This is a genomic window from Rhizobium sp. NFACC06-2 (assembly GCF_900101425.1).
In the GTDB taxonomy this organism is placed as follows: domain Bacteria; phylum Pseudomonadota; class Alphaproteobacteria; order Rhizobiales; family Rhizobiaceae; genus Agrobacterium; species Agrobacterium leguminum.
In genome coordinates this window covers 222,521-240,521 of the sequence record NZ_FMVA01000002.1, presented here as the reverse complement: position 1 = coordinate 240,521, position 18,001 = coordinate 222,521, and the positions used below count along the sequence as shown (strand labels likewise).

General features: G+C 59.6%; 19 protein-coding genes. 6 read left to right on the top strand and 13 right to left on the bottom strand.

What is annotated here, in order from left to right; genetic code table 11:
- Window positions 1-182 precede the first annotated feature (182 nt).
- Entirely contained in the window at window positions 183-2,450 is a 2,268-nt protein-coding gene (gene uppB / locus F3H58_RS05525; RefSeq protein ID WP_149741488.1) for a polysaccharide biosynthesis protein UppB, read from the top strand.
- Between the two features lie 18 nt (window positions 2,451-2,468).
- On the opposite strand, the gene uppA is transcribed toward uppB, so the two are convergent.
- A complete protein-coding gene (uppA, locus tag F3H58_RS05520; protein WP_149741487.1) occupies window positions 2,469-3,695 on the bottom strand; it encodes a polysaccharide biosynthesis GNAT family N-acetyltransferase UppA in 1,227 nt (408 codons plus the stop codon).
- A 97-nt stretch (window positions 3,696-3,792) separates the two neighbouring features.
- On the bottom strand, window positions 3,793-4,005 hold the full coding sequence (locus tag F3H58_RS05515) for a DUF2842 domain-containing protein (protein ID WP_020811154.1): 213 nt from the start codon (window positions 4,003-4,005) through the stop codon (window positions 3,793-3,795).
- A 143-nt stretch (window positions 4,006-4,148) separates the two neighbouring features.
- Here F3H58_RS05515 and F3H58_RS05510 point away from each other — a divergent pair, with 143 nt between their 5' ends.
- Window positions 4,149-5,252 carry a COX15/CtaA family protein gene (locus tag F3H58_RS05510; RefSeq protein WP_162935989.1) on the top strand — a complete coding sequence of 368 codons (1,104 nt, stop codon included), beginning with the start codon at window positions 4,149-4,151 and terminating at the stop codon, window positions 5,250-5,252.
- Between the two features lie 6 nt (window positions 5,253-5,258).
- On the opposite strand, the gene F3H58_RS05505 is transcribed toward F3H58_RS05510, so the two are convergent.
- From F3H58_RS05505 to F3H58_RS05470, 8 genes are all read right to left on the bottom strand, one after another.
- Window positions 5,259-6,104, bottom strand: a complete 846-nt coding sequence (locus tag F3H58_RS05505; RefSeq protein ID WP_149741486.1) for an aminoglycoside phosphotransferase family protein — start codon at window positions 6,102-6,104, stop codon at window positions 5,259-5,261.
- 10 nt (window positions 6,105-6,114) lie between these two features.
- The gene (gene argC, locus F3H58_RS05500) at window positions 6,115-7,047 is read right to left on the bottom strand and encodes an N-acetyl-gamma-glutamyl-phosphate reductase (protein WP_080856250.1); all 933 of its coding nucleotides are present in this window, start codon (window positions 7,045-7,047) and stop codon (window positions 6,115-6,117) included.
- Window positions 7,048-7,117: 70 nt separating this feature from the next.
- The gene (speB, locus tag F3H58_RS05495) at window positions 7,118-8,071 is read right to left on the bottom strand and encodes an agmatinase (RefSeq protein ID WP_149741485.1); all 954 of its coding nucleotides are present in this window, start codon (window positions 8,069-8,071) and stop codon (window positions 7,118-7,120) included.
- A complete protein-coding gene (locus F3H58_RS05490; protein ID WP_149741484.1) occupies window positions 8,071-8,403 on the bottom strand; it encodes an XRE family transcriptional regulator in 333 nt (110 codons plus the stop codon). The genes speB and F3H58_RS05490 overlap by 1 nt, the downstream gene beginning before the upstream one ends.
- On the bottom strand, window positions 8,393-8,758 hold the full coding sequence (locus F3H58_RS05485; RefSeq protein WP_149741483.1) for a type II toxin-antitoxin system RelE/ParE family toxin: 366 nt from the start codon (window positions 8,756-8,758) through the stop codon (window positions 8,393-8,395). Before F3H58_RS05485 ends, F3H58_RS05490 begins: the two co-directional genes overlap by 11 nt.
- Window positions 8,759-8,875: 117 nt before the next feature.
- Window positions 8,876-9,343, bottom strand: a complete 468-nt coding sequence (gene rpsI, locus F3H58_RS05480) for a 30S ribosomal protein S9 (RefSeq protein WP_149741482.1) — start codon at window positions 9,341-9,343, stop codon at window positions 8,876-8,878.
- 2 nt (window positions 9,344-9,345) lie between these two features.
- Window positions 9,346-9,810: a 50S ribosomal protein L13 gene (gene rplM, locus F3H58_RS05475; RefSeq protein ID WP_003502335.1), complete on the bottom strand. Its 465-nt coding sequence runs from the start codon at window positions 9,808-9,810 to the stop codon at window positions 9,346-9,348.
- A gap of 252 nt (window positions 9,811-10,062) precedes the next feature.
- Window positions 10,063-10,899, bottom strand: a complete 837-nt coding sequence (locus tag F3H58_RS05470) for an EamA family transporter (protein WP_149741481.1) — start codon at window positions 10,897-10,899, stop codon at window positions 10,063-10,065.
- A gap of 906 nt (window positions 10,900-11,805) precedes the next feature.
- Between F3H58_RS05470 and F3H58_RS05460 the strand changes: the two genes are divergently transcribed.
- The 3 genes from F3H58_RS05460 to F3H58_RS05450 all read left to right on the top strand — a co-directional run bounded on the left by F3H58_RS05460 (window position 11,806) and on the right by F3H58_RS05450 (window position 13,954).
- The gene (locus tag F3H58_RS05460) at window positions 11,806-12,240 is read left to right on the top strand and encodes a CoA-binding protein (protein ID WP_149741480.1); all 435 of its coding nucleotides are present in this window, start codon (window positions 11,806-11,808) and stop codon (window positions 12,238-12,240) included.
- A gap of 74 nt (window positions 12,241-12,314) precedes the next feature.
- Complete coding sequence (locus tag F3H58_RS05455) at window positions 12,315-13,598, top strand: O-acetylhomoserine aminocarboxypropyltransferase (RefSeq protein WP_149741479.1); 1,284 nt, start codon at window positions 12,315-12,317, stop codon at window positions 13,596-13,598.
- A 14-nt stretch (window positions 13,599-13,612) separates the two neighbouring features.
- Complete coding sequence (locus F3H58_RS05450) at window positions 13,613-13,954, top strand: cupin domain-containing protein (protein ID WP_149741478.1); 342 nt, start codon at window positions 13,613-13,615, stop codon at window positions 13,952-13,954.
- 22 nt (window positions 13,955-13,976) lie between these two features.
- Here F3H58_RS05450 and F3H58_RS05445 read toward each other — a convergent pair whose 3' ends face one another.
- Window positions 13,977-14,291 carry an ArsR/SmtB family transcription factor gene (locus tag F3H58_RS05445; protein ID WP_149741477.1) on the bottom strand — a complete coding sequence of 105 codons (315 nt, stop codon included), beginning with the start codon at window positions 14,289-14,291 and terminating at the stop codon, window positions 13,977-13,979.
- A gap of 89 nt (window positions 14,292-14,380) precedes the next feature.
- Here F3H58_RS05445 and F3H58_RS05440 point away from each other — a divergent pair, with 89 nt between their 5' ends.
- Window positions 14,381-15,151: an SDR family NAD(P)-dependent oxidoreductase gene (locus tag F3H58_RS05440; RefSeq protein ID WP_188128785.1), complete on the top strand. Its 771-nt coding sequence runs from the start codon at window positions 14,381-14,383 to the stop codon at window positions 15,149-15,151.
- A gap of 23 nt (window positions 15,152-15,174) precedes the next feature.
- On the opposite strand, the gene F3H58_RS05435 is transcribed toward F3H58_RS05440, so the two are convergent.
- On the bottom strand, window positions 15,175-16,428 hold the full coding sequence (locus tag F3H58_RS05435) for a cytochrome P450 (RefSeq protein WP_188128784.1): 1,254 nt from the start codon (window positions 16,426-16,428) through the stop codon (window positions 15,175-15,177).
- Window positions 16,429-16,511: 83 nt separating this feature from the next.
- The gene (locus tag F3H58_RS05430; RefSeq protein ID WP_149741475.1) at window positions 16,512-17,759 is read right to left on the bottom strand and encodes a GGDEF domain-containing protein; all 1,248 of its coding nucleotides are present in this window, start codon (window positions 17,757-17,759) and stop codon (window positions 16,512-16,514) included.
- Between the last annotated feature and the right edge of the window lie 242 nt (window positions 17,760-18,001).

Here is an 18,001-nt window from a genome sequence, read left to right as displayed (position 1 = left end):
CATTCTTATCGTTCTGTTAGGGTTAATGTGCGGTAAACGACCGGCGCGAGCGTTGGTAATATCGGCTTTATTTCGTCGGATTCGCAGGGATTAACTGTTGTGTTACCGGCAAGACTTAAACTTTGCGAAAATTGACCATCTATATTTGAGCGCCCGAGGTTTGTCTCGGTTACGGAGCCCGCATGAACGGCGATCGCATTGACGACAGGGATGTGGATATCGATCTTGCGCAGCTTGTCGCGGCCATTTGGCAGCGCAAGGGCCGGATCGCGGCAATCACGCTTCTTGCCGGGGGCACCGCCTTCGTGATCTCAAGCATGATGTCGCCCGCCTACAAGGGCGAGGCGCGCGTGCTGATCGAATCCCGCGCGGCCTCCTTCGGCGCCTCGCAGCAGTCCAATGCGCCCGCCGAACCCGTGCTCGATGAATTAACCGTTTCCAGCCAGGTGCAGATCCTGCAATCGGTCGACCTTATCAAGCAGGTCGCCAAAGACATGAAGCTTTACGAGCTGGATGAGTTCGATCCGGAGGCCCATCCTTCGCTCATCTCGCAGCTCCTGGTCGCCGTCGGCGTCAAGAAGGACCCGCTTCAGGTGCTGCCAGAAGAGCGGGTGTTGACTGCCTTCCGGGAAAAGCTGCAGGTCTATCAGGTCGAAAGCTCGCGCGTCATCACGGTCGAATTTTCCTCGCAAGACCCCAAGCTGGCCGCCGCCATCCCCAATGAGATGATGAAGGCCTATATCGCCCTGCAAAGCGGCGCGAAGCTGGATACAAGCACGGAAGCGGCGCGCTGGCTGGAGCCGGAAATCGCCAATCTTCGCGAAAAGGTGCGCGAGGCCGACAGGAAGGTCGCGGATTACCGCGCCTCCTCCGATCTTCTCTCGGCGGGGCAGGGCGAAACGCTCGCCACCCGCCAGCTCAGCGATATCTCCACCGAACTCGGCCGTATCCGCGGAGAGCGCGCCAATGCGGAGGCGCGGGCGGAAGGCGTGCGCAGCGCGCTTGCAAGCGGCCGCCCGCTCGATACTTTCCCCGATGTCGTCAGTTCCCCGACGATCCAGAGGCTGAAGGAAAACGAAACGACGATCCGCAGCCAGATTTCCGATCTCTCGTCCTCGCTGCTGGAAGGCCATCCACGCATCCGCGCGCTGCGCAACCAGCTCGACGGCATACAGCGACAGATTCAGGAAGAGACCCGCAAGGTGCTGGCAAGTCTCGAAAACGAGGCCAATGTTTCGCGCCTGCGGGAGCGACAGCTGGTCCAGCAGCTGAACATGCTGAAATCGGAAAGCGTGCGTGCGGGCGAACAGCAGGTGGGCCTCAACGATCTGGAGCGGGAAGCCTCGGCGCAAAGGCAGCTTCTGGAAACCTATCTTGCCCGTTACCGCGAAGCGACATCGCGCGCCGGCTCGGTGGATTCCACGCCGGCCGATGCGCGCGTCATCTCGACGGCGGTGGAGCCGCGTGAACCCTATTTCCCGAAGACCGGCGCCATCACCATCGTCGTGACGCTGGCGGCGTTTCTGCTGTCCTGCATCGTCGTCATGCTGGTGGAGCTTTTCACCGGCCGGGCTTTGAAACCCATGGGCAGGAATCAGGTTCCGCCGCTCTCCGATCCGCCTTCTCCTTCGCGTGCTCCAGCCGATCCGGACAAGACAATGGATGTGCCGGAGCAGCCTGTCGCGGCGCGCCATGAAACCGTGCAGCCTGCTGCGCGGGCCATGCCGGTCGCGGCATACCAGCCCGTTGCCGAAGAGGAAGAACGGCATGCACCGGCCGTCGCTGCTGCTGCCACGCCGGCCTTGCCGGTGGAAGATGTCACGACTGCGAAAGAGGAGGCAATGGAGGAGGAAATCGACACCGATGACGATTTCTCCATCGACGCCGTTGCAGGTTTCCTGGCCACCCGCCTCGCCAAACCGGTCGCCGCAATCGTGTCGCCGGCCGGTGATAGCGGTTCGACCACGTCCGTCATGCTGGCGCGCGCTTTGTCCGAAATGGGCCGTTCGGTCGTTCTCGTCGACATGACGGCGTCAGCCTGTCCGACGCGGCTGATGGCGCCGGAAGCCGGGCTTCCCGGTGTCATGGACCTTCTGGCGGGCGCCGCCGCTTTCGGTGAAACCATTCACGGCGACCGTCTGTCCGACGCCCATATCGTGCCGCGGGGCAATGCGCAGCCGCGCGAGGCCATGCGCGCGATAGACCGTCTGACGATGATCCTCGGCGCGCTCTCCGATGCTTATGATACCGTCCTCGTCGAATGCGGCGCGGTGCAGATTTCGAGCCTCGGGAAAATGCTGCGCAACCTGCCGGCGGAAATCATCGTCTCGGTTCCCGGCAAGGATAGCGAATTGCTGGAAAAGACGCTCGGTGAACTGGTTGCTGAGGGCTATGAACAGGCATTGCCGATGACCGGCATGCGCAAGCCGGACCATCTGAGCGCGGCCTGAGATGCGGCAAAACCCTGCTCAGTCGGTGGCGGTGTCCATCTTCGAGCGTCCGGCGCGAAAACGCTGTATGAGCGCATAAAGCGCCGGATTGGATTTGATCAGGCTTTTCGTCCGGGCGATGGCGACATAGGCCGAGGCCGCAACACGACCCTTCAACGTCACCGGCAGGAATATATCGTGCTGCACGGTGAAAAGCGGGCACCAGCTGCGCTTATAAAGCTGGTCGCCGACGCCGAAATCGAAGATCGCGGCCTTTTCGCGACATGCCCTTTCGATCATCAGCCAGAACAGCAATTCACCGGGGCTGAGTTCCGAAACGGATTCATCGATCGAACCGAACTGGCAGATGATGTGATCCTGCTTGCGCGAAAGGCCTGCTATCGCGGCGATGACGCCCTCGCTTTCGCCATGCAGGCGAATGGCATGCAATTCCAGCAGACTGTTCGTGCCCGTCTCGGGAAAATTGGCCAGATCGTAGAAGAAATCCCGTACCGATTGATCCCGAAACACATCCGGAATGCCCTGCGAGGCGAAACGGGCGGCCTTCTGGCGGAAAAACGCCTGTAACAATTCGCACTTTTCCTGTGGTGACCGTGCGATCACATGGCTGTAACCGCCCATTTCCTCTGCCCTTCGGCTCTGGATGCGGAATTTCTTCCGTCGCCTCTTGGCATTGACCTGCCGAAGCGTGGCCTCGAAACTTTCGAACAGCGGAAGCTGGAAGGCCGGATTCTGGTTTTCGACGGAAGCAAGATGCGAGAGCGGATTGGTCCTGTCGCGCCACGTCAGCGGTATGTTCTGTAAGGCCAGAATATCGGCCCGGCCATGCAGCAGCTTCCGCGCTTCGCGGGCAATCGCCGCTGCGATTTCCTGTCCGGCCTGTTCGGCAAAGGAGGGGTCGAAAAGCCCCGTATTGATATTGTTGAAACGGCCGCCGGGAAAACGCGCCTTGCGAATGCCGCCTTCCAGTACGATTTCGAGCGGCAGCAGAAAGATCGTCTTGCCGCCCTGACGGCCGCGAAGCGTCAGGAGCGCGTTGTCCTGCGTCTGCGCCCAGATGGAGCACCAGCCGAAACCCTGATGCAGTGAGTTGAGCGGGTCGTTTTCCAGCCGCTCCCAGTCGGAGCGGATGGTGGAGGCGTCGTCGACCAGATCGATCAACAGACGATCAGCGCCGCGCCGCTCGTTTTGCACGGCGGTCGGTGCTTGCTCGTCGCTGATAAAGACCGGCCCCTCAGCCGCCATCCACTCTCTCCGGTTGTTTCGGTCGGACTATATCGCTGAGCGGCAAACAATCGGTTTATAAAATTGCGACCTCAGGGTGTCATGCAGTGGCCGGCGCTTAACCCTGCTTTTTGGGTCCGGCCATCCATTTGATGATCAGCATCGCCGGCAGAACCCATAGGATTCCGGTCAGCACGAAATAAGCGAGATGCACCCACCAGGGCGATTGCGCCAGCGCCGCCGACGCAATGGCCGTCGCCACCACGGCGTAAACGACGACGAGGCAGATGATGACGATGGTGCCGATAAGCGATCTGAGGCGAGGGTGCATGAAATCTTCCGTCATTGAGTATTTGCGAGGGACTATAGCGCCGCGACCGGATGCCGCAAACCCTGAGGCCTTGTTTTGTGGTGCCGGTTGGGGCTAATCAACATGACTGTATGAGGGAGACCTGAAAGATGCGTTCGAGCGGCATGACGATGGCAAATGGTTCTGCGGAAATGGTGGTGGAGGCTGCCCTGCAGAAACAGGAGAAGGACCGCCGCCTGCTGCGCATCTGGCTGCGCGTCGTGCTTTTCACGCTCTTCTGTCTGGTCCTCGTCGGCGGCGCCACGCGGCTTACCGAATCCGGCCTGTCGATTACCGAGTGGAAGCCGATCCACGGCGCCATTCCGCCGCTTTCCGTCGCCGAATGGGAAGAGGAGTTCCAGCTCTACAAGCGCATTCCCCAATATCAGGAAATCAATAAGGGCATGTCGCTCGACGAGTTTAAGACGATTTTCTGGTGGGAATGGGCGCATCGACTGCTTGCCCGCACCATCGGCGTCATCTTCGCTTTGCCGCTCGCCTTCTTCTGGCTCACCGGCCGCGTCGAAAAGCGCTTGCGCCTGCCGCTGGTCGGTCTTCTGGCGCTTGGCGGCTTTCAGGGCTTCATCGGCTGGTGGATGGTCTCTTCCGGCCTCGTCAACCGGACGGATGTCTCGCAATATCGCCTTGCCACACATTTGACCATCGCCTGCCTCATCTTTGCGGGCTGCATGTGGATCTTGCGCGGACTATCGCATCATTCGCCCGAGGCCGCCGACGAAAAGACGGGCAGGGGTTTTGCCGCGCTGCTGACGGTGCTCTGTCTCTTCCAGATCTATCTCGGCGCATTGGTGGCGGGGCTGAATGCCGGCCTCTCCTATAACACCTGGCCGCTGATGGACGGCTCGCTGGTGCCGGGCGATCTCTTCCTGCAACAGCCCTGGTGGATCAACCTCTTCGAGAACCCCAAGACGGTGCAGTTCGTCCACCGCCTCGGCGCCTACACGCTGTTTGCCGCCACGCTGTGGCATATGGTGTCTATGGCGCGCGCGCTGCCGAATACGCCACACGCCCGCCGCGCGGTGCTGTTCTTCGTGCTGGTTTCCATTCAGGCGGCGCTCGGCATCACCACGCTGCTCATGCATGTGGATATTCATGTGGCACTTGCCCATCAGGGCATGGCGCTGATCGTGCTTGGTTTCGCCGTCGCCCACTGGCGCGGTTTTATCGGCGAATATCCCGCGCCCGTTGCCGTGGAAGTCAGGGACTGAGGCGGCTTAGAACTGCCCGAGCACCGTTTTGATGGTGGCCGCGACGGCGAGTTCGTTGTCGCGTTCCTCCGCATTGCCGTCCTCTTCGTGCCACGCGGCAGAAAGGCAGCCATAGGCAAAGGCATATTGCAGCAATAGCCGTTCGTCCCGTTGCAGAGCCTTCGCAAAAATCGCCGCCATGGAGGCGATGCGCGCCTCGCTGCGGGTGAGGTCGAAACGGTCAAGCGGATTGGAGAACATGTTGGCGACATCGAGCGCCGCATCGCCGATCAGGCCGGCCGGATCGATGATGATCCAGCCGCGTTCACTCCGCATGATGTTCTCGTGATGCAGATCGCCGTGCAGCGGCTTGATATCTCGCTGCCGGTCGATCAGTGCCTGCGCCAGCGCGGCGCCCTCGATATAGGGGCTGTCCACGCCGTCAGTACGGTCCTGTTCGGCCTTGCGGAACAGGCTCTCGAAATAGAGCGGCAGCGTCAGCAGGCTTGAAGGCGGCGGCTGCTGCGATGGCTGATGATATCTGAGCAGGACATCGGCGGCGATTTCCGTGGTGGCATCGTCGTTGCCGTCGCGAAACAGCACGTCGCGCAGGGTCTCCGTGCCGGCATGTTCCATCAGCAGAATATCGTCGGAGCGGTCGAGCAGCTCCACGCAGCCGATTCCGGCGCGCCATGCCATGAAATCCGCGCCGCGAAGGCTGTCCTTCAGTACTTTCTGTTTCAGAACCTTGGCGACGGCAAGGGAACCGTCGCCGCGCGTAAGCTCGTAGACCACCCCGGCCGGCGTATCGGCAATAGGTTTCGCGGCCTCGATATTCCACGAGGCCGGAAAAGGGAGCGGGGCAATCTTCATGAGAAAAGTCTCATGCGGAGAGCATCAGTTCCATGTTCTGCACAGCAGCACCGGATGCGCCCTTGCCGAGATTGTCGAGCAGCGCGACGAGATTGATGTGTTCGCCGCCCGGCGTACCGAAGACGAACAGTTTCATCGTGTCCTTGCCTGCCAGTTCCTCGGCGTCGATGCGCGCGAGCCCCTTGCTTTCGGCAAGCGGCACCACATTGACGATGTCCTGTCCCGCATAATGGGCGGTCAGCGCCGCATGGATCGTTTCCACGGTCGCGCCTTCCTTCAGGTCGGCAGCAAACAGCGGCACCTGCACGATCATGCCCTGCGGGAAACGACCGACGGAAGGCGAAAACAGCGGTGCGCGGTCGAGCTGGCCATGAATGGTCATTTCCGGCACGTGCTTGTGCTTGAGCGTCAGGCCATAAAGGAAATTATTGGCGCTGATCGCGTCATCGCGGCTCTGGTCTTCCATCTGGGCGATCATCTGCTTGCCGCCGCCAGTATAGCCGGAGACCGCATTGACGCTGACAGGATAACCGTCCGGCAGGAGGCCAGCGGCCCGCAGCGGGCGAATAAGGGCGATAGCACCGGTCGGGTAGCAGCCGGGATTGGCGACGAGGCGGGCAGAGCGAACCTTCTCGCCCTGGTCCTTATCCATTTCGGCAAAGCCATAGGCCCAGTCCTGATGGACGCGATAGGCGGTCGAGGTATCGATGATGCGGACATTATTGTTGCCAGCCACCATGGAAACGGCTTCCCGGGACGCGTCGTCCGGCAGGCAGAGGATCGAAATGTCGGCGCTATTGAGCATATCCTCGCGCATCGCCGCATTGCGGCGCTCGGCCTCGGGTATGGACAGCAGCTCAATATCGCGGCGACCGGCAAGGCGCGTGCGGATCTGCAGACCCGTGGTGCCGTGTTCGCCATCGATGAAGATCTTCGCTGTCATGTCCTTGTCCTGACTTTTCAAAGGGTTGCGAGGCTAATCGGAATCAGTTTGGCAGGCGCCGGCTTCTTTATCAGCCGGCCTTGGCCAGCCGTTCGGCGCGCAGGCCAAGCATATACATTGCAACGGTGGCTCCGGCAATGGCGGTAATGTCAGCATGGTCGTATGCGGGTGCTACCTCCACCACGTCCGAGCCACGAATATCGAGCTGGCCAAGCCCGCGCAGAACGGAGAGAATTTTGGCACTGGTCGGCCCGCCGGCCACCGGCGTTCCGGTTCCCGGCGCAAAGGCGGGATCGAGGCAATCGATATCGAAGGTCAGATAGGCGGGCATGCCGGCCGTGTGCTTGACGATCAGCGAGGCGATATCGCTCGCCCGCATTTCCTCCACCTCATAACCGTGGAGAATACGAATGCCGAAATCGTCAGGCGCATGGGTGCGGATGCCGATCTGGATCGACCGGTCGGGGTCGATCAGGCCATCGCGCACGGCGCGGGCCACGAAGGAGCCGTGGTCGATGCGCTTGCCGTCGTCGAACCAGGTGTCCTGATGCGCATCGAACTGCACCAGCGCCAGCGGTCCATGCTTGGCCACATGCGCCTTCAAAAGCGGCCAGGTAATGAAGTGATCGCCGCCGAGCGTCAGCAGGTAATCCGACTTGGAAATGATCCGGCGCGCTTCCTTTTCGATCGTATCAGGCGTTTTCCAATGGTTGCCGTAGTCGAGCAGGCAGTCGCCATAATCGATGGTCGGCATATGCGCGAAAAGATCACGCGCGAAGGGATATTGCGGATCGTTGTCGAAGATCGCCGAGGCGCGGCGGATCGCCTGCGGCCCGAAACGGGCGCCCGGCCGATTGGAGGTGGCAGCGTCGAAAGGAATGCCCCAGATGGCCGTCGATACACCCTTGAGGTTCTTGGTATATTTGCGCCGCATGAAGGAGAGGACGCCCGCATGGGTCGGGTCGGTGGCGGCCGAGGTCAGGGTCGTTGCGGTGAAGGCATGGTCGATGGTTTTGTTGGGCATTATTTATCCGCCTTTTCTGCAAGATCGGCGAAGTTGCGAATTTTGATCGCGCGGCCGTCGAAGCGCGCGACGATTTCAAGTTCGCCGCCCATCGCCTCGATGAACCGGCGTAAGGTACCAACATACATATCAGCGCGCTTTTCCAGTTTTGCGACGGAACTTTGACCGATATCCAGTGCCTGCGCTATTTCGTCCTGCGAGAGTTTCAGCGCCCTGCGAACATCCGCAAGGTTCATTTCTTCTTCCAGACGATCTGCTTCGGTTTTAGACTTAACACGCGCGTCGTCCGACATCCGGTTGCGCAACCGCGCAAAACTGTGCCTACCGCTCATTGTGTTTCTCCTTTTCAAGCTCGGCCAGATGCTCGGCATAAAGGTCGTCGGCAATCGGGATCATGCGGTCATAAAACCGTTTGTCTCCCGTCTTGTCGCCGCCAATCAAGAGAATCGCCATTCGACGGGGATCGAAGGCATAAAAAATCCGCAACGGCTTTCCGCTACTTTGGATTCGCAATTCGCGCATATGCGCGTGACGCGATCCATAAATGCCGCTCGAATAGGGGAACGGCAGTTGAGGGCCGCGTTCTTCCAGTTTCTGAACATGAGCGTCGATGCTGATGTGTTCGCTTTCTTCAAGCGTTTCCCACCATGTTCCGAATTCGTCCGTATACTCGACGACATAATTCATGAGGCAATATTATTCCCTTGAGGGAATAATTCAAGATGCCGTCGGGGGACAAAATAAAAAAAGGCGGAGCCGAAGCCCCGCCTTTCGAAGTTCTGAACGAACCGTTCTGAGAAGCGATTAGCGCTTCGAGAACTGGAACGAACGGCGGGCCTTGGCCTTACCGTACTTCTTACGCTCGACAACGCGGCTGTCGCGGGTCAGGAAGCCACCCTTCTTCAGAACGGAACGCAGGCCCGGTTCGAAGTAGGTGAGGGCCTTGGACAGACCGTGACGGACGGCGCCGGCCTGACCGGACAGACCACCACCGGCAACGGTGGCGATGATGTCGAACTGACCCGTGCGGGCAGCGGCGACGATCGGCTGCTGAAGGATCATCTGCAGTACCGGACGTGCGAAATACGTGGCGAAATCGCGGCCGTTGATGATGATCTTGCCAGAACCGGCCTTCACCCATACGCGGGCTACGGCGTTCTTGCGCTTGCCGGTCGCGTAGGAGCGGCCGAGGGTGTCAACCTTGCGGACATGCACGGGAGCCGAAGCTTCCGATGCCGGGGCGAGGTCTTTCAGAGAGGAAAGATCGGCCATTATCAGGCGCTCCTTACGTTCTTCTTGTTAAGCGCGGCCACGTCGAGAACGGTGGGCTGCTGTGCTTCGTGCGGATGGTTCGAGCCGGCGTAAACGCGCAGGTTCTTCATCTGGCGACGGCCGAGCGGGCCGCGCGGGATCATGCGCTCGATGGCCTTTTCAACGACGCGCTCCGGGAAGCGGCCTTCGATGATCTGGCGAGCCGTACGCTCCTTGATGCCACCCGGGTGACCGGTGTGCCAGTAGTACTTCTTGTCGGAGTACTTGTTGCCGGTGAAGGCAACCTTTTCCGCGTTGATAACGATGACGTTGTCGCCATCATCAACGTGGGGGGTGTAGGTAGCCTTGTGCTTGCCGCGCAGGCGGGTTGCAACGATGGTGGCGAGGCGACCAACAACGAGGCCTTCGGCGTCGATGATGACCCACTTCTTCTCCACCTCAGCGGGCTTCTGAACGAAAGTAGACATGGATTTCACTTTCTAACGTGGACCCGTCATCCTCTTTATGAAAGAGCATACGGGCGTTTCTTGTTGCTTGGTTTGGTTGCCGTCAAAGGCAACCGCAAATGACCCTATTCCGGCTGGAATCCGATCTGGCGCGCTTATACGGTGCGCGGGCGAAAGCGTCAATATGACGGATTCTGGAGGTCGTAAAAATAATGTAGCAAAAACAATGACTTGATAATGAGGTATTATTTTACCTCAGTGAGCGGCCACGGTTTACCCCAGTCGCATCACCAGAACGCCCGCTGCAATGATGCCTCCGGCAAGATAACGCCAGATGCTGGCACGTTCTTTCAGGATTGCCACGGAGATCACCAGCGCAAAGAGAATGGAGGTTTCCCGGAGCGCCGCAACCACGGCGACGGGCGCCTTGGTCATGGCGTAGAGCGCCAGACCATAGGAGAGAATGGAGCCGCCGCCACCGATCAGGCCGCGCCACCAGTTGCGCCGGACATGGTCCGCGACCGGGCTCACACCGCGCTGGTAGAAGGCGAAGCCGAAAAGCAGCACGGGCGGCAGAAGCGACATCCACAGCGTATAGGAGATGGCGTTGCCGGAAAGCCTTGCGCCAACACCGTCGACGAAGGTGTAGGATGCGATCACGAAGGCGTTCAGCAGGGCGACCATGATCGCCTTTCCGCCACCGCGCCGCGCCTCGAAAGCGAGCGTCAGAATGCCGCCGGAGATGACGGCGATGCCGGCAAGGGCCAGCGGGCTTAAAATCTCGCTCAGGAACAGGCTGCTCGTCGCCGCGACGATCAGGGGCGCCACGCCGCGCATGACGGGATAGACAAGGCCAATGTCGCCGATCGTATAGGCGGCGGCGACAAGCCGGAAATAGGCGAATTGCAGAACGGCCGAAGCGATCAGGAAAGGAATGGCGACCGGCGCGGGAAATGGCAGGAAAGGCAGAAACGGCAGCGAACAGGCCGCAGCGCCCGCCGCGATCAGCGAGGCGTCCAGCGATTTGTCGGATCCGGCTTTGACCAGCGCATTCCATCCGGCATGCAGCATCGCGCCCAGGAGCACCAGAAGAAGAATGTCAAACGTCACAATAGAGACTCGCTCGCGGGCTACTTTGGGCAACCTACAGCATCGGTTTGAAAACCGGAATCGATTTTCGGTACGGGCGGTAAGCCTTTGCCGATTGCTCGAGCACGCGTTTTGCGCCCGGGAAGCCGCCCGCAAGCGGCATGTGGTCACCGCGGAAACTGCAACGCGCGTAAAATTTATGCTTTGTGCATGTCATGGCGCCGGGGAATGATTTTGCGCCGGGATCATATGACGTTCTGCTCATGATTTCATCCGCCAGATGGAGGCATGAGCGTCCGACGCACAGCTTGTGGTTTTGCCTCGGAGCGAATTTTCACTGAAAATACTACCAAATTTGTCAAATATTGGTGCACAGTGCGCCATGACGCTTTGGGCGCAAGATGTATCGATCGGACCACGCTGCGCGTGAAAAAAAATTTCATATCTTCCATTAATTGTGATCTGTAACGTTATAGATTTATATGTAGATTGATTTGCAGAATAACTTTCTGAAAATTAGGTATTTCTAATTTTCCTGTGAACGGAATGAAAACAAACAGGAGACGAAGAGCGCATGAATTGCACGCTAATGTTGTTTTTGCCCTTATTTGCGTCAATTCGCGCCATTTTGAAAACTGGACAAAAGTAGTCAGTATGACCGCCATTCCGGCGTTTGGTGAAATCATTTTGCGTGGGCGAAAACGTGCCGCTGCGCGGGCAGGTGTCTGCTGCAGCGGCAATTTTTCAGCCGGGCAGGGGTTCAAGAGAGCGAAGAACCTTCCTAGATGGAAGGGCGGACGCAACCGGTAGCGTCAGATATGTGTCGGTGGAATTATGCGGGAGACGCTATGCTCGCGGCGCTTTTAAATGGCGCAGCTGCATTGGTATTCTTCAAACCATGCGATGCTCCAGAAGGGATAAGTTGACATGCAGCATGATAGTTACGAGCCCGACTACCTCAGAAAAATTCTGACCGATGTCGAAACCATCGCCCTGCTGGGTGCTTCGCCCAACCCGGACAGGCCGAGCCACGGCGTGATGCGCTTTCTGCTGTCCAGGGGGTATCGTGTGTTTCCGGTCAATCCCGGCCAGGCAGGCAAGGAGATATTGGGGCAGAAGGTCTATGCCAAACTCGCCGATATTCCCGAGCCGGTGGACATGATCGACGTTTTCCGGGCGCCGGAATATTTGTCGGCAATCGTCGAGGAGGCGATCTTGCTGCCGGAGCGGCCATCGGTAATCTGGGGCCAGCTTTCCGTTCGCGATGACAATGCCGCCGCCAAGGCGGAAGCCTACGGTATGGAAGTCGTGATGGATCGTTGCCCTGCAATTGAGTATCCGCGTCTCAATATTGTGCGATAGTTGGTACGGATCGGACTTATCATTTGGCGGCAAGGCATTATGATCCCTCCGAAATTCCAATTGGAGGAAACATCATGCCGAGCAGCAATCCCGGGTTTTCGACGCTGGCCGTTCATGCGGGCGCGCAACCCGATCCGACCACCGGCGCGCGTGCCACGCCCATTTATCAGACCACGGCCTATGCTTTCCGCGACGCCGATCACGCCGCCGCCCTGTTCGGACTGAAAGAGTTCGGCAATATCTACACCCGCATCATGAACCCCACCCAGGCGGTTCTGGAAGAGCGCGTGGCAGCACTTGAGGGCGGCACGGCCGCGCTTGCCGTCGCATCCGGCCATGCCGCGCAATTGCTGGTCTTCCATACGCTGCTGCAATCCGGCGACAATTTCGTCGCCGCCCGCCAGCTCTATGGCGGCTCGATCAACCAGTTCGGCCATGCCTTCAAGGGCTTCGACTGGCAGGTCCGCTGGGCCGACGCCACCGATCCGGCCAGCTTCGAGGCGCAGATCGACGAGCGCACGCGCGCCGTCTTCATCGAAAGCCTTGCCAATCCGGGCGGTACTTTCGTGGATATCGCCGCAATCGCCGATGTTGCCCATCGGCATGGCCTGCCGCTGATTGTCGACAACACCATGGCAAGCCCCTATCTGCTGCGGCCGCTGGAACACGGCGCGGATATCGTGCTGCATTCGCTGACGAAATTCCTCGGCGGCCATGGCAACTCCATGGGCGGCATCATCGTGGACGGCGGAACCTTCGACTGGTCGGCGACGGACAGATATCCGGCGCTGTCACAGCCCCGGCCGGAATATTCCGGTGTCGTACTGCACCAGACCTTCGGCAATTTCGCCTTCGCCATCGCCTGCCGTGTGCTTGGCTTGCGTGACCTCGGCCCGGCGATCTCACCCTTCAACGCTTTCCTCATCCTGACCGGCATAGAGACGCTGCCGCTGCGCGTTCAGCGCCATTCCGACAATGCGCTTGCCGTCGCGAAATGGCTGAAGGCGCATCCCAAGGTTGGCTGGGTGCATTATGCGGGTCTGGAAGACAGCGACAACCACGCTATCCAGCAGCATTATTCGCCAAAGGGGGCCGGCTCCGTCTTCACCTTCGGCGTCAAGGGCGGGTATGCGGCCGGCAAGGCGCTGGTGGAAGGGTTGCAGCTCTTCTCCCATCTCGCCAATATTGGCGACACGCGCTCTCTCGTCATCCACCCGGCCTCCACCACCCATGCGCAGCTGACACCGGAACAGCAGACGGCCGCCGGCGCCGGGCCGGATGTGGTTCGCCTTTCGGTCGGTATCGAGGACGTCAAGGACATCATCGCCGATCTTGAGCAATCGTTAGCGAATATCTGAGGACCGAGGTCGCCATGACGAATTTTCTATCCTTCGATGATGTCGCCGGGCTGGAATACGGCGCGCCTGCGCCGGAGAGGCTGATTTCCGGCGAGCCCAAATTCACCACATGGAATATCGAGGAAGCTCCCGGCGGCATCTATGCCGGCGTCTGGCAGTCCACGCCCGGCAAATGGCGGGTGGTCTATGACGAATGGGAATATTTCAGCATTCTAGAAGGCCATTCCATCCTGACCGAAGACGGCGGCGCGCCGCGCGATCTGAGGCCGGGCGACCGCGCTATCCTGCGCCCGGGCTTTAGCGGCACCTGGGAGGTCGTGGAAACGACGCGTAAGGATTATGTCATCCGGCTTTGAAGGCGGATGCTTGGTCTCGTGCCTATTGCGCATCGAAATTGAGAATCGACGGAAGGAGCCCGGGAAATCGGGCTTCCATATCATCGATACGGACGACGCTGATATTCTCGACGCCCTGTTTATGGGTCCGGATCAATCCGGCCTCCCGCAGGATGCGCATATGGCTGGATAGGGTTGAGCGTGGCATATCCTGACAGGGCGCCGCCGAGCCGCAATTCTGCCCGGTCTCCGAACCCCATAATTTCCGAATGATGCCCATGCGGGCAGGTTCGCCAAGGGCGGCGAGCACGGCGGTGAGTGAGATGTCTTCTCTAGCAGGATGAAAAAACTGAGCCATGAGCCGGCTGTAGCATATGGATTGACAGGCTTCAATATTTCAATAAAACCGAAATACCGAATTTCGGTTATTCGGGATTATGGATATTTATGGAGTTTACGATGTCTGGAATATTCAACGGGCAAGTGGTCGTCGTCACGGGCGGATCGACCGGCATTGGCTTTTCAGTCGCGAAATTGTTTCTGGAAGGTGGGGCGGCTGCGGTCTATGTGACGGGCCGCAATTCAGCCAATCTCGATGCCGCCGTCGCCAAACTCGGGAGGGGGGCGATCGGCTTCGTTTCCGACGTCGCGAAGCTACCGGACCTGGAGGAGCTCAAGAGCCGCATAGAAGCTGATGGGCGGAAAGTCGACATACTCGTCGCCAACGCCGGCATCGCGGAGAATAACGATCTTGGCGAGACCAATGAGGCGCTTTACGACCGGATTTTTGATATTAATGTGAAGGGCGTATTCTACGCGGTGCAGACCCTGCTGCCCGTGCTGCGCGATGGCGGTTCGATCGTGTTGACGGGGTCGATCGTTGGCAACAAGGGCATGGAAAGACTGAGCGCCTACAATGCGTCGAAGGCGGCGGTTCGATCGTTTGCCCGCAGCTTTGCCAATGACCTGAAGGGGCGGGGAATCCGCGTCAATACGGTAAGCCCGGGTGTCACCCGCACGCCGATCATGGAAAATGGCCTGAAAATGGATGATGAGAAAATCGCCGGTTTCAAGGCCTATCTGAAGGACGCGGCGCCGATCGGCCGAATGGCCGATCCTGACGAAATTGCCGAGGCGGTGCTGTTTCTGGCGTCTTCAAAAGCCAGCTACATCACGGGTGTGGAACTTTCCGTCGACGGTGGGCTGGCGCAAATCTAAGGGCGAAGCTTCGCCACCCCGATCTACCAACTGAGATCGAGCCGCTCCAGACCATGGAAATGATAGACATCCTTGACCCTGGGCGGCTCGGCGATCTTCAGGCCCGGCAGGCGTTTGAAAAGCAGGGGCAGGGCGAGATTGAGCTCCAGCCTTGCCAGCGGCGCGCCGATGCAGAAATGGATGCCGGCGCCGAAGGAGACGTTGGCGCCCTCGTTGCGGTCCGGCCGGAAAGTCAGGGGATCGGAAAATTTTGCCGGATCGAGATTGGCGGCGGCGAGGATGAGGCTGACCTTGTCGCCGCGCTTGAACGCGACGCCGTCGATTTCGACGGGTTCCAGAACCCAGCGCTGGAAAATATGCACTGGCGCGCAGATGCGCAGGGTTTCTTCCACCGTCCGTTCCGTGGCGGCATCGTCGGTAAACAGCGTCTCGGGGGAGATGCCGCTTTCCAGAATGATGCGCACGGAATTGCCGATCTGGTGCACGGTCGCCTCGTGCCCGGCATTCAGCAGCACGATGGTGGTGGAGACGAGCTCGTCGTCGGTCAGATACTGGCCCTTGTGCTCCGTATGGATCATGTGGCTCAGCAGATCGTCCTTCGGCTCCGCCCGCCGCTCGGCGATCACGCTGCGCACATAGTCTGAAAACTCATGCGCGGCCCTGTCGGCCAGCAGCTCGTCTTCCGGCGTGCGCTTGAACATATACATGCCGACATAGGCGTGCGACCATTTCAGAAGCTGTGGCCCCATCTCCTCGGGAATGCCGATCATGCGGGCGATCATCGTCACCGGAATGATATCGGCATAGGAAGAGAGCAGTTCCGTCTCGCCCCTGCTTTCGAAGGTGTCGATCAGACGGTTGGCGAGTTCCTCGATTTCCGGCTTCATCTTGTCGACATGCCGCGACACGAAGGCGCGGTTGATGAGCGTGCGCAGCCGCGTGTGCTCCGGCGGTTCCAGTTCCAGCAGCGAATGCTGCTCGGCAGCGTCGAAATGCTTCACATGTTCGAGCGGCTCCGCCAGGCCGATCTCTTCGCGGCTTGCCACATGCAGGATCTGCCGTCCGAAGCGGCGGTCGCGCAACAGCGCGCTCACGTGGTCGTATCCCGTAAAAAACCATTGCCGCTGTTCTTCCCAGTAGAAGGTGGGACATTCAGCGTGCAGGGCCGCATAGACCGGGTTCGGATCGTTGTAGAAAGCCGGGTCGCGGGCATCAAGTGAAATGCGGCGGGTGGCGGGATCGATTTTGAGAAACGGAAATGTCGCTGTCATGCCCATGGTCTATTCCGCGCGCGGCGCTTTGGGAAGGGAGGGAAATCCCTTCCGGATAACTCTATACCGGTCACTGGGTGGTTACATCGTCATCGGCTGGCGATGGCGGCTATCCGGTTCAGCGCCGCGACCTGACGGTCGGCATTGTTGTCCATCGGATTTTCGTCACGGTCCGAGGCGGGCACGACGACATTGGCCGAATTGACATGGATGACGGTCCGGTTGCGCCCGGCCTTCTTGGCGGCATAAAGCGCGCGGTCGGCCTCCGTCATCATCGTATTGAGGTCGGCATCCTTGATCGTGGCTTCGGATATGCCGACGCTGGTGGTCACCTCGATGGCTTCACCGCGCGAACTGATCTTCGAAAGGCGCAGATTGCTGCGGATGGCTTCCGCAAGCGTCGCCGTGCTGGAAGGGCTTTCGACTTCGGCAACCAGCGCGAATTCCTCGCCTCCCATCCTGACGAAAAGGCCGCGATCGCCGATTGCGCGCTGGGCGATATTGCAAAAATGCACGAGCACCGCATCGCCGGACTGGTGGCCGTATCTGTCGTTGATCTTCTTGAAATGGTCGATATCGAACAGCACCAGAGCCACGTAACGGCTGGAGGCCGGCGACCTTTTCTTGATACGCTCGAACTCCTCCAGCAGGCCGCGCCGGTTGAGAACGCCGGTCAGATGATCGGTCATGGCGAGGCGATGGAGGCGGCTTTCCGTATCCTCCATGATGATCTTGGCGCTGATCATGATGATGGCCGTGAAGCCGAGCATGCCGGAGAGGGCAAGCGCCGATGTCATGGGAATGGCGTTGGGGATGGCGGCATTGGCGGGGATGACGATGGATGCGACGAACGCCCCGGCAAAAGCCTGCAGGATCAGGATCGCGGCCAGAACCCGGCGGCTGCGTGAGGCGCGCGCCTTGCTGGCCAGAAGGACGCCGGCGAGCGTGAAATAACCGGTGGCCGCACTGGCGTGATAAAGCAGGATGCGGGCCACCATGTTTTCACGCACGGGCGGCAGGAACATTCCGGCAATCCACAGGAGAGCCGGAATGGCGACCCAGCCGCCGATTTTCCGCTGTTCGAAGCACAGCAGGCCCGCAAGCCAGAAACCGAAGGCGGAAAGTGCGAGCGTATTGCCGACCTGGATGGACAGAAAACTGGAAATATCCCCGCGAAACGCCACCATGACAGCGCCGAAGCCCGTGGCGAGGAAACCGGCGGCGAAAAAGAGATTATGCCGGCGGGAAGGGCGGTGCAGCCACAGCGTTCCCAAAAGCACGGCAAGGGTGAACGTTTCCGCCGCCCACAGTAGCGTGCTCGTCTTTGCATCCAGCATTGCAAAATCCTATCTGCGCCATAATGCGATAAAAGCGGGCTCTTTCGCACGAGGTGCGTTATGCCCGCTGGAATTGTTGAGCTGCCATTTCGCCCGGATGGGCCCATTCCCCAAAGGGAACCGGAAATTCGCTGGCCAGTATCGGCAGCAAATACTAACGAGTTCTTGCCGGTGAGAAGTTATATCTGTGCATGGCGGGCGATTTTTGCCGTCGTCGCCTGCCATAGTAAAAAAATGGTGGC

Excerpts from the sequence above, each read along its gene's own strand:
- F3H58_RS05510 (WP_162935989.1), top strand. The coding sequence starts at position 4,149 with ATGACGATGGCAAATGGTTCTGCGGAAATGGTGGTGGAGGCTGCCCTG.
- F3H58_RS05505 (WP_149741486.1), bottom strand. The coding sequence starts at position 6,104 with ATGAAGATTGCCCCGCTCCCTTTTCCGGCCTCGTGGAATATCGAGGCC.
- uppB (WP_149741488.1), top strand. The coding sequence starts at position 183 with ATGAACGGCGATCGCATTGACGACAGGGATGTGGATATCGATCTTGCG.
- F3H58_RS05485 (WP_149741483.1), bottom strand. The coding sequence starts at position 8,758 with ATGAATTATGTCGTCGAGTATACGGACGAATTCGGAACATGGTGGGAA.
- F3H58_RS05460 (WP_149741480.1), top strand. The coding sequence starts at position 11,806 with ATGCAGCATGATAGTTACGAGCCCGACTACCTCAGAAAAATTCTGACC.
- uppA (WP_149741487.1), bottom strand. The coding sequence starts at position 3,695 with ATGGCGGCTGAGGGGCCGGTCTTTATCAGCGACGAGCAAGCACCGACC.
- F3H58_RS05450 (WP_149741478.1), top strand. The coding sequence starts at position 13,613 with ATGACGAATTTTCTATCCTTCGATGATGTCGCCGGGCTGGAATACGGC.
- rplM (WP_003502335.1), bottom strand. The coding sequence starts at position 9,810 with ATGTCTACTTTCGTTCAGAAGCCCGCTGAGGTGGAGAAGAAGTGGGTC.
- F3H58_RS05435 (WP_188128784.1), bottom strand. The coding sequence starts at position 16,428 with ATGGGCATGACAGCGACATTTCCGTTTCTCAAAATCGATCCCGCCACC.
- F3H58_RS05430 (WP_149741475.1), bottom strand. The coding sequence starts at position 17,759 with ATGCTGGATGCAAAGACGAGCACGCTACTGTGGGCGGCGGAAACGTTC.
- F3H58_RS05445 (WP_149741477.1), bottom strand. The coding sequence starts at position 14,291 with ATGGCTCAGTTTTTTCATCCTGCTAGAGAAGACATCTCACTCACCGCC.
- F3H58_RS05490 (WP_149741484.1), bottom strand. The coding sequence starts at position 8,403 with ATGAGCGGTAGGCACAGTTTTGCGCGGTTGCGCAACCGGATGTCGGAC.
- F3H58_RS05455 (WP_149741479.1), top strand. The coding sequence starts at position 12,315 with ATGCCGAGCAGCAATCCCGGGTTTTCGACGCTGGCCGTTCATGCGGGC.
- F3H58_RS05440 (WP_188128785.1), top strand. The coding sequence starts at position 14,381 with ATGGAGTTTACGATGTCTGGAATATTCAACGGGCAAGTGGTCGTCGTC.
- rpsI (WP_149741482.1), bottom strand. The coding sequence starts at position 9,343 with ATGGCCGATCTTTCCTCTCTGAAAGACCTCGCCCCGGCATCGGAAGCT.
- argC (WP_080856250.1), bottom strand. The coding sequence starts at position 7,047 with ATGACAGCGAAGATCTTCATCGATGGCGAACACGGCACCACGGGTCTG.
- speB (WP_149741485.1), bottom strand. The coding sequence starts at position 8,071 with ATGCCCAACAAAACCATCGACCATGCCTTCACCGCAACGACCCTGACC.
- F3H58_RS05515 (WP_020811154.1), bottom strand. The coding sequence starts at position 4,005 with ATGCACCCTCGCCTCAGATCGCTTATCGGCACCATCGTCATCATCTGC.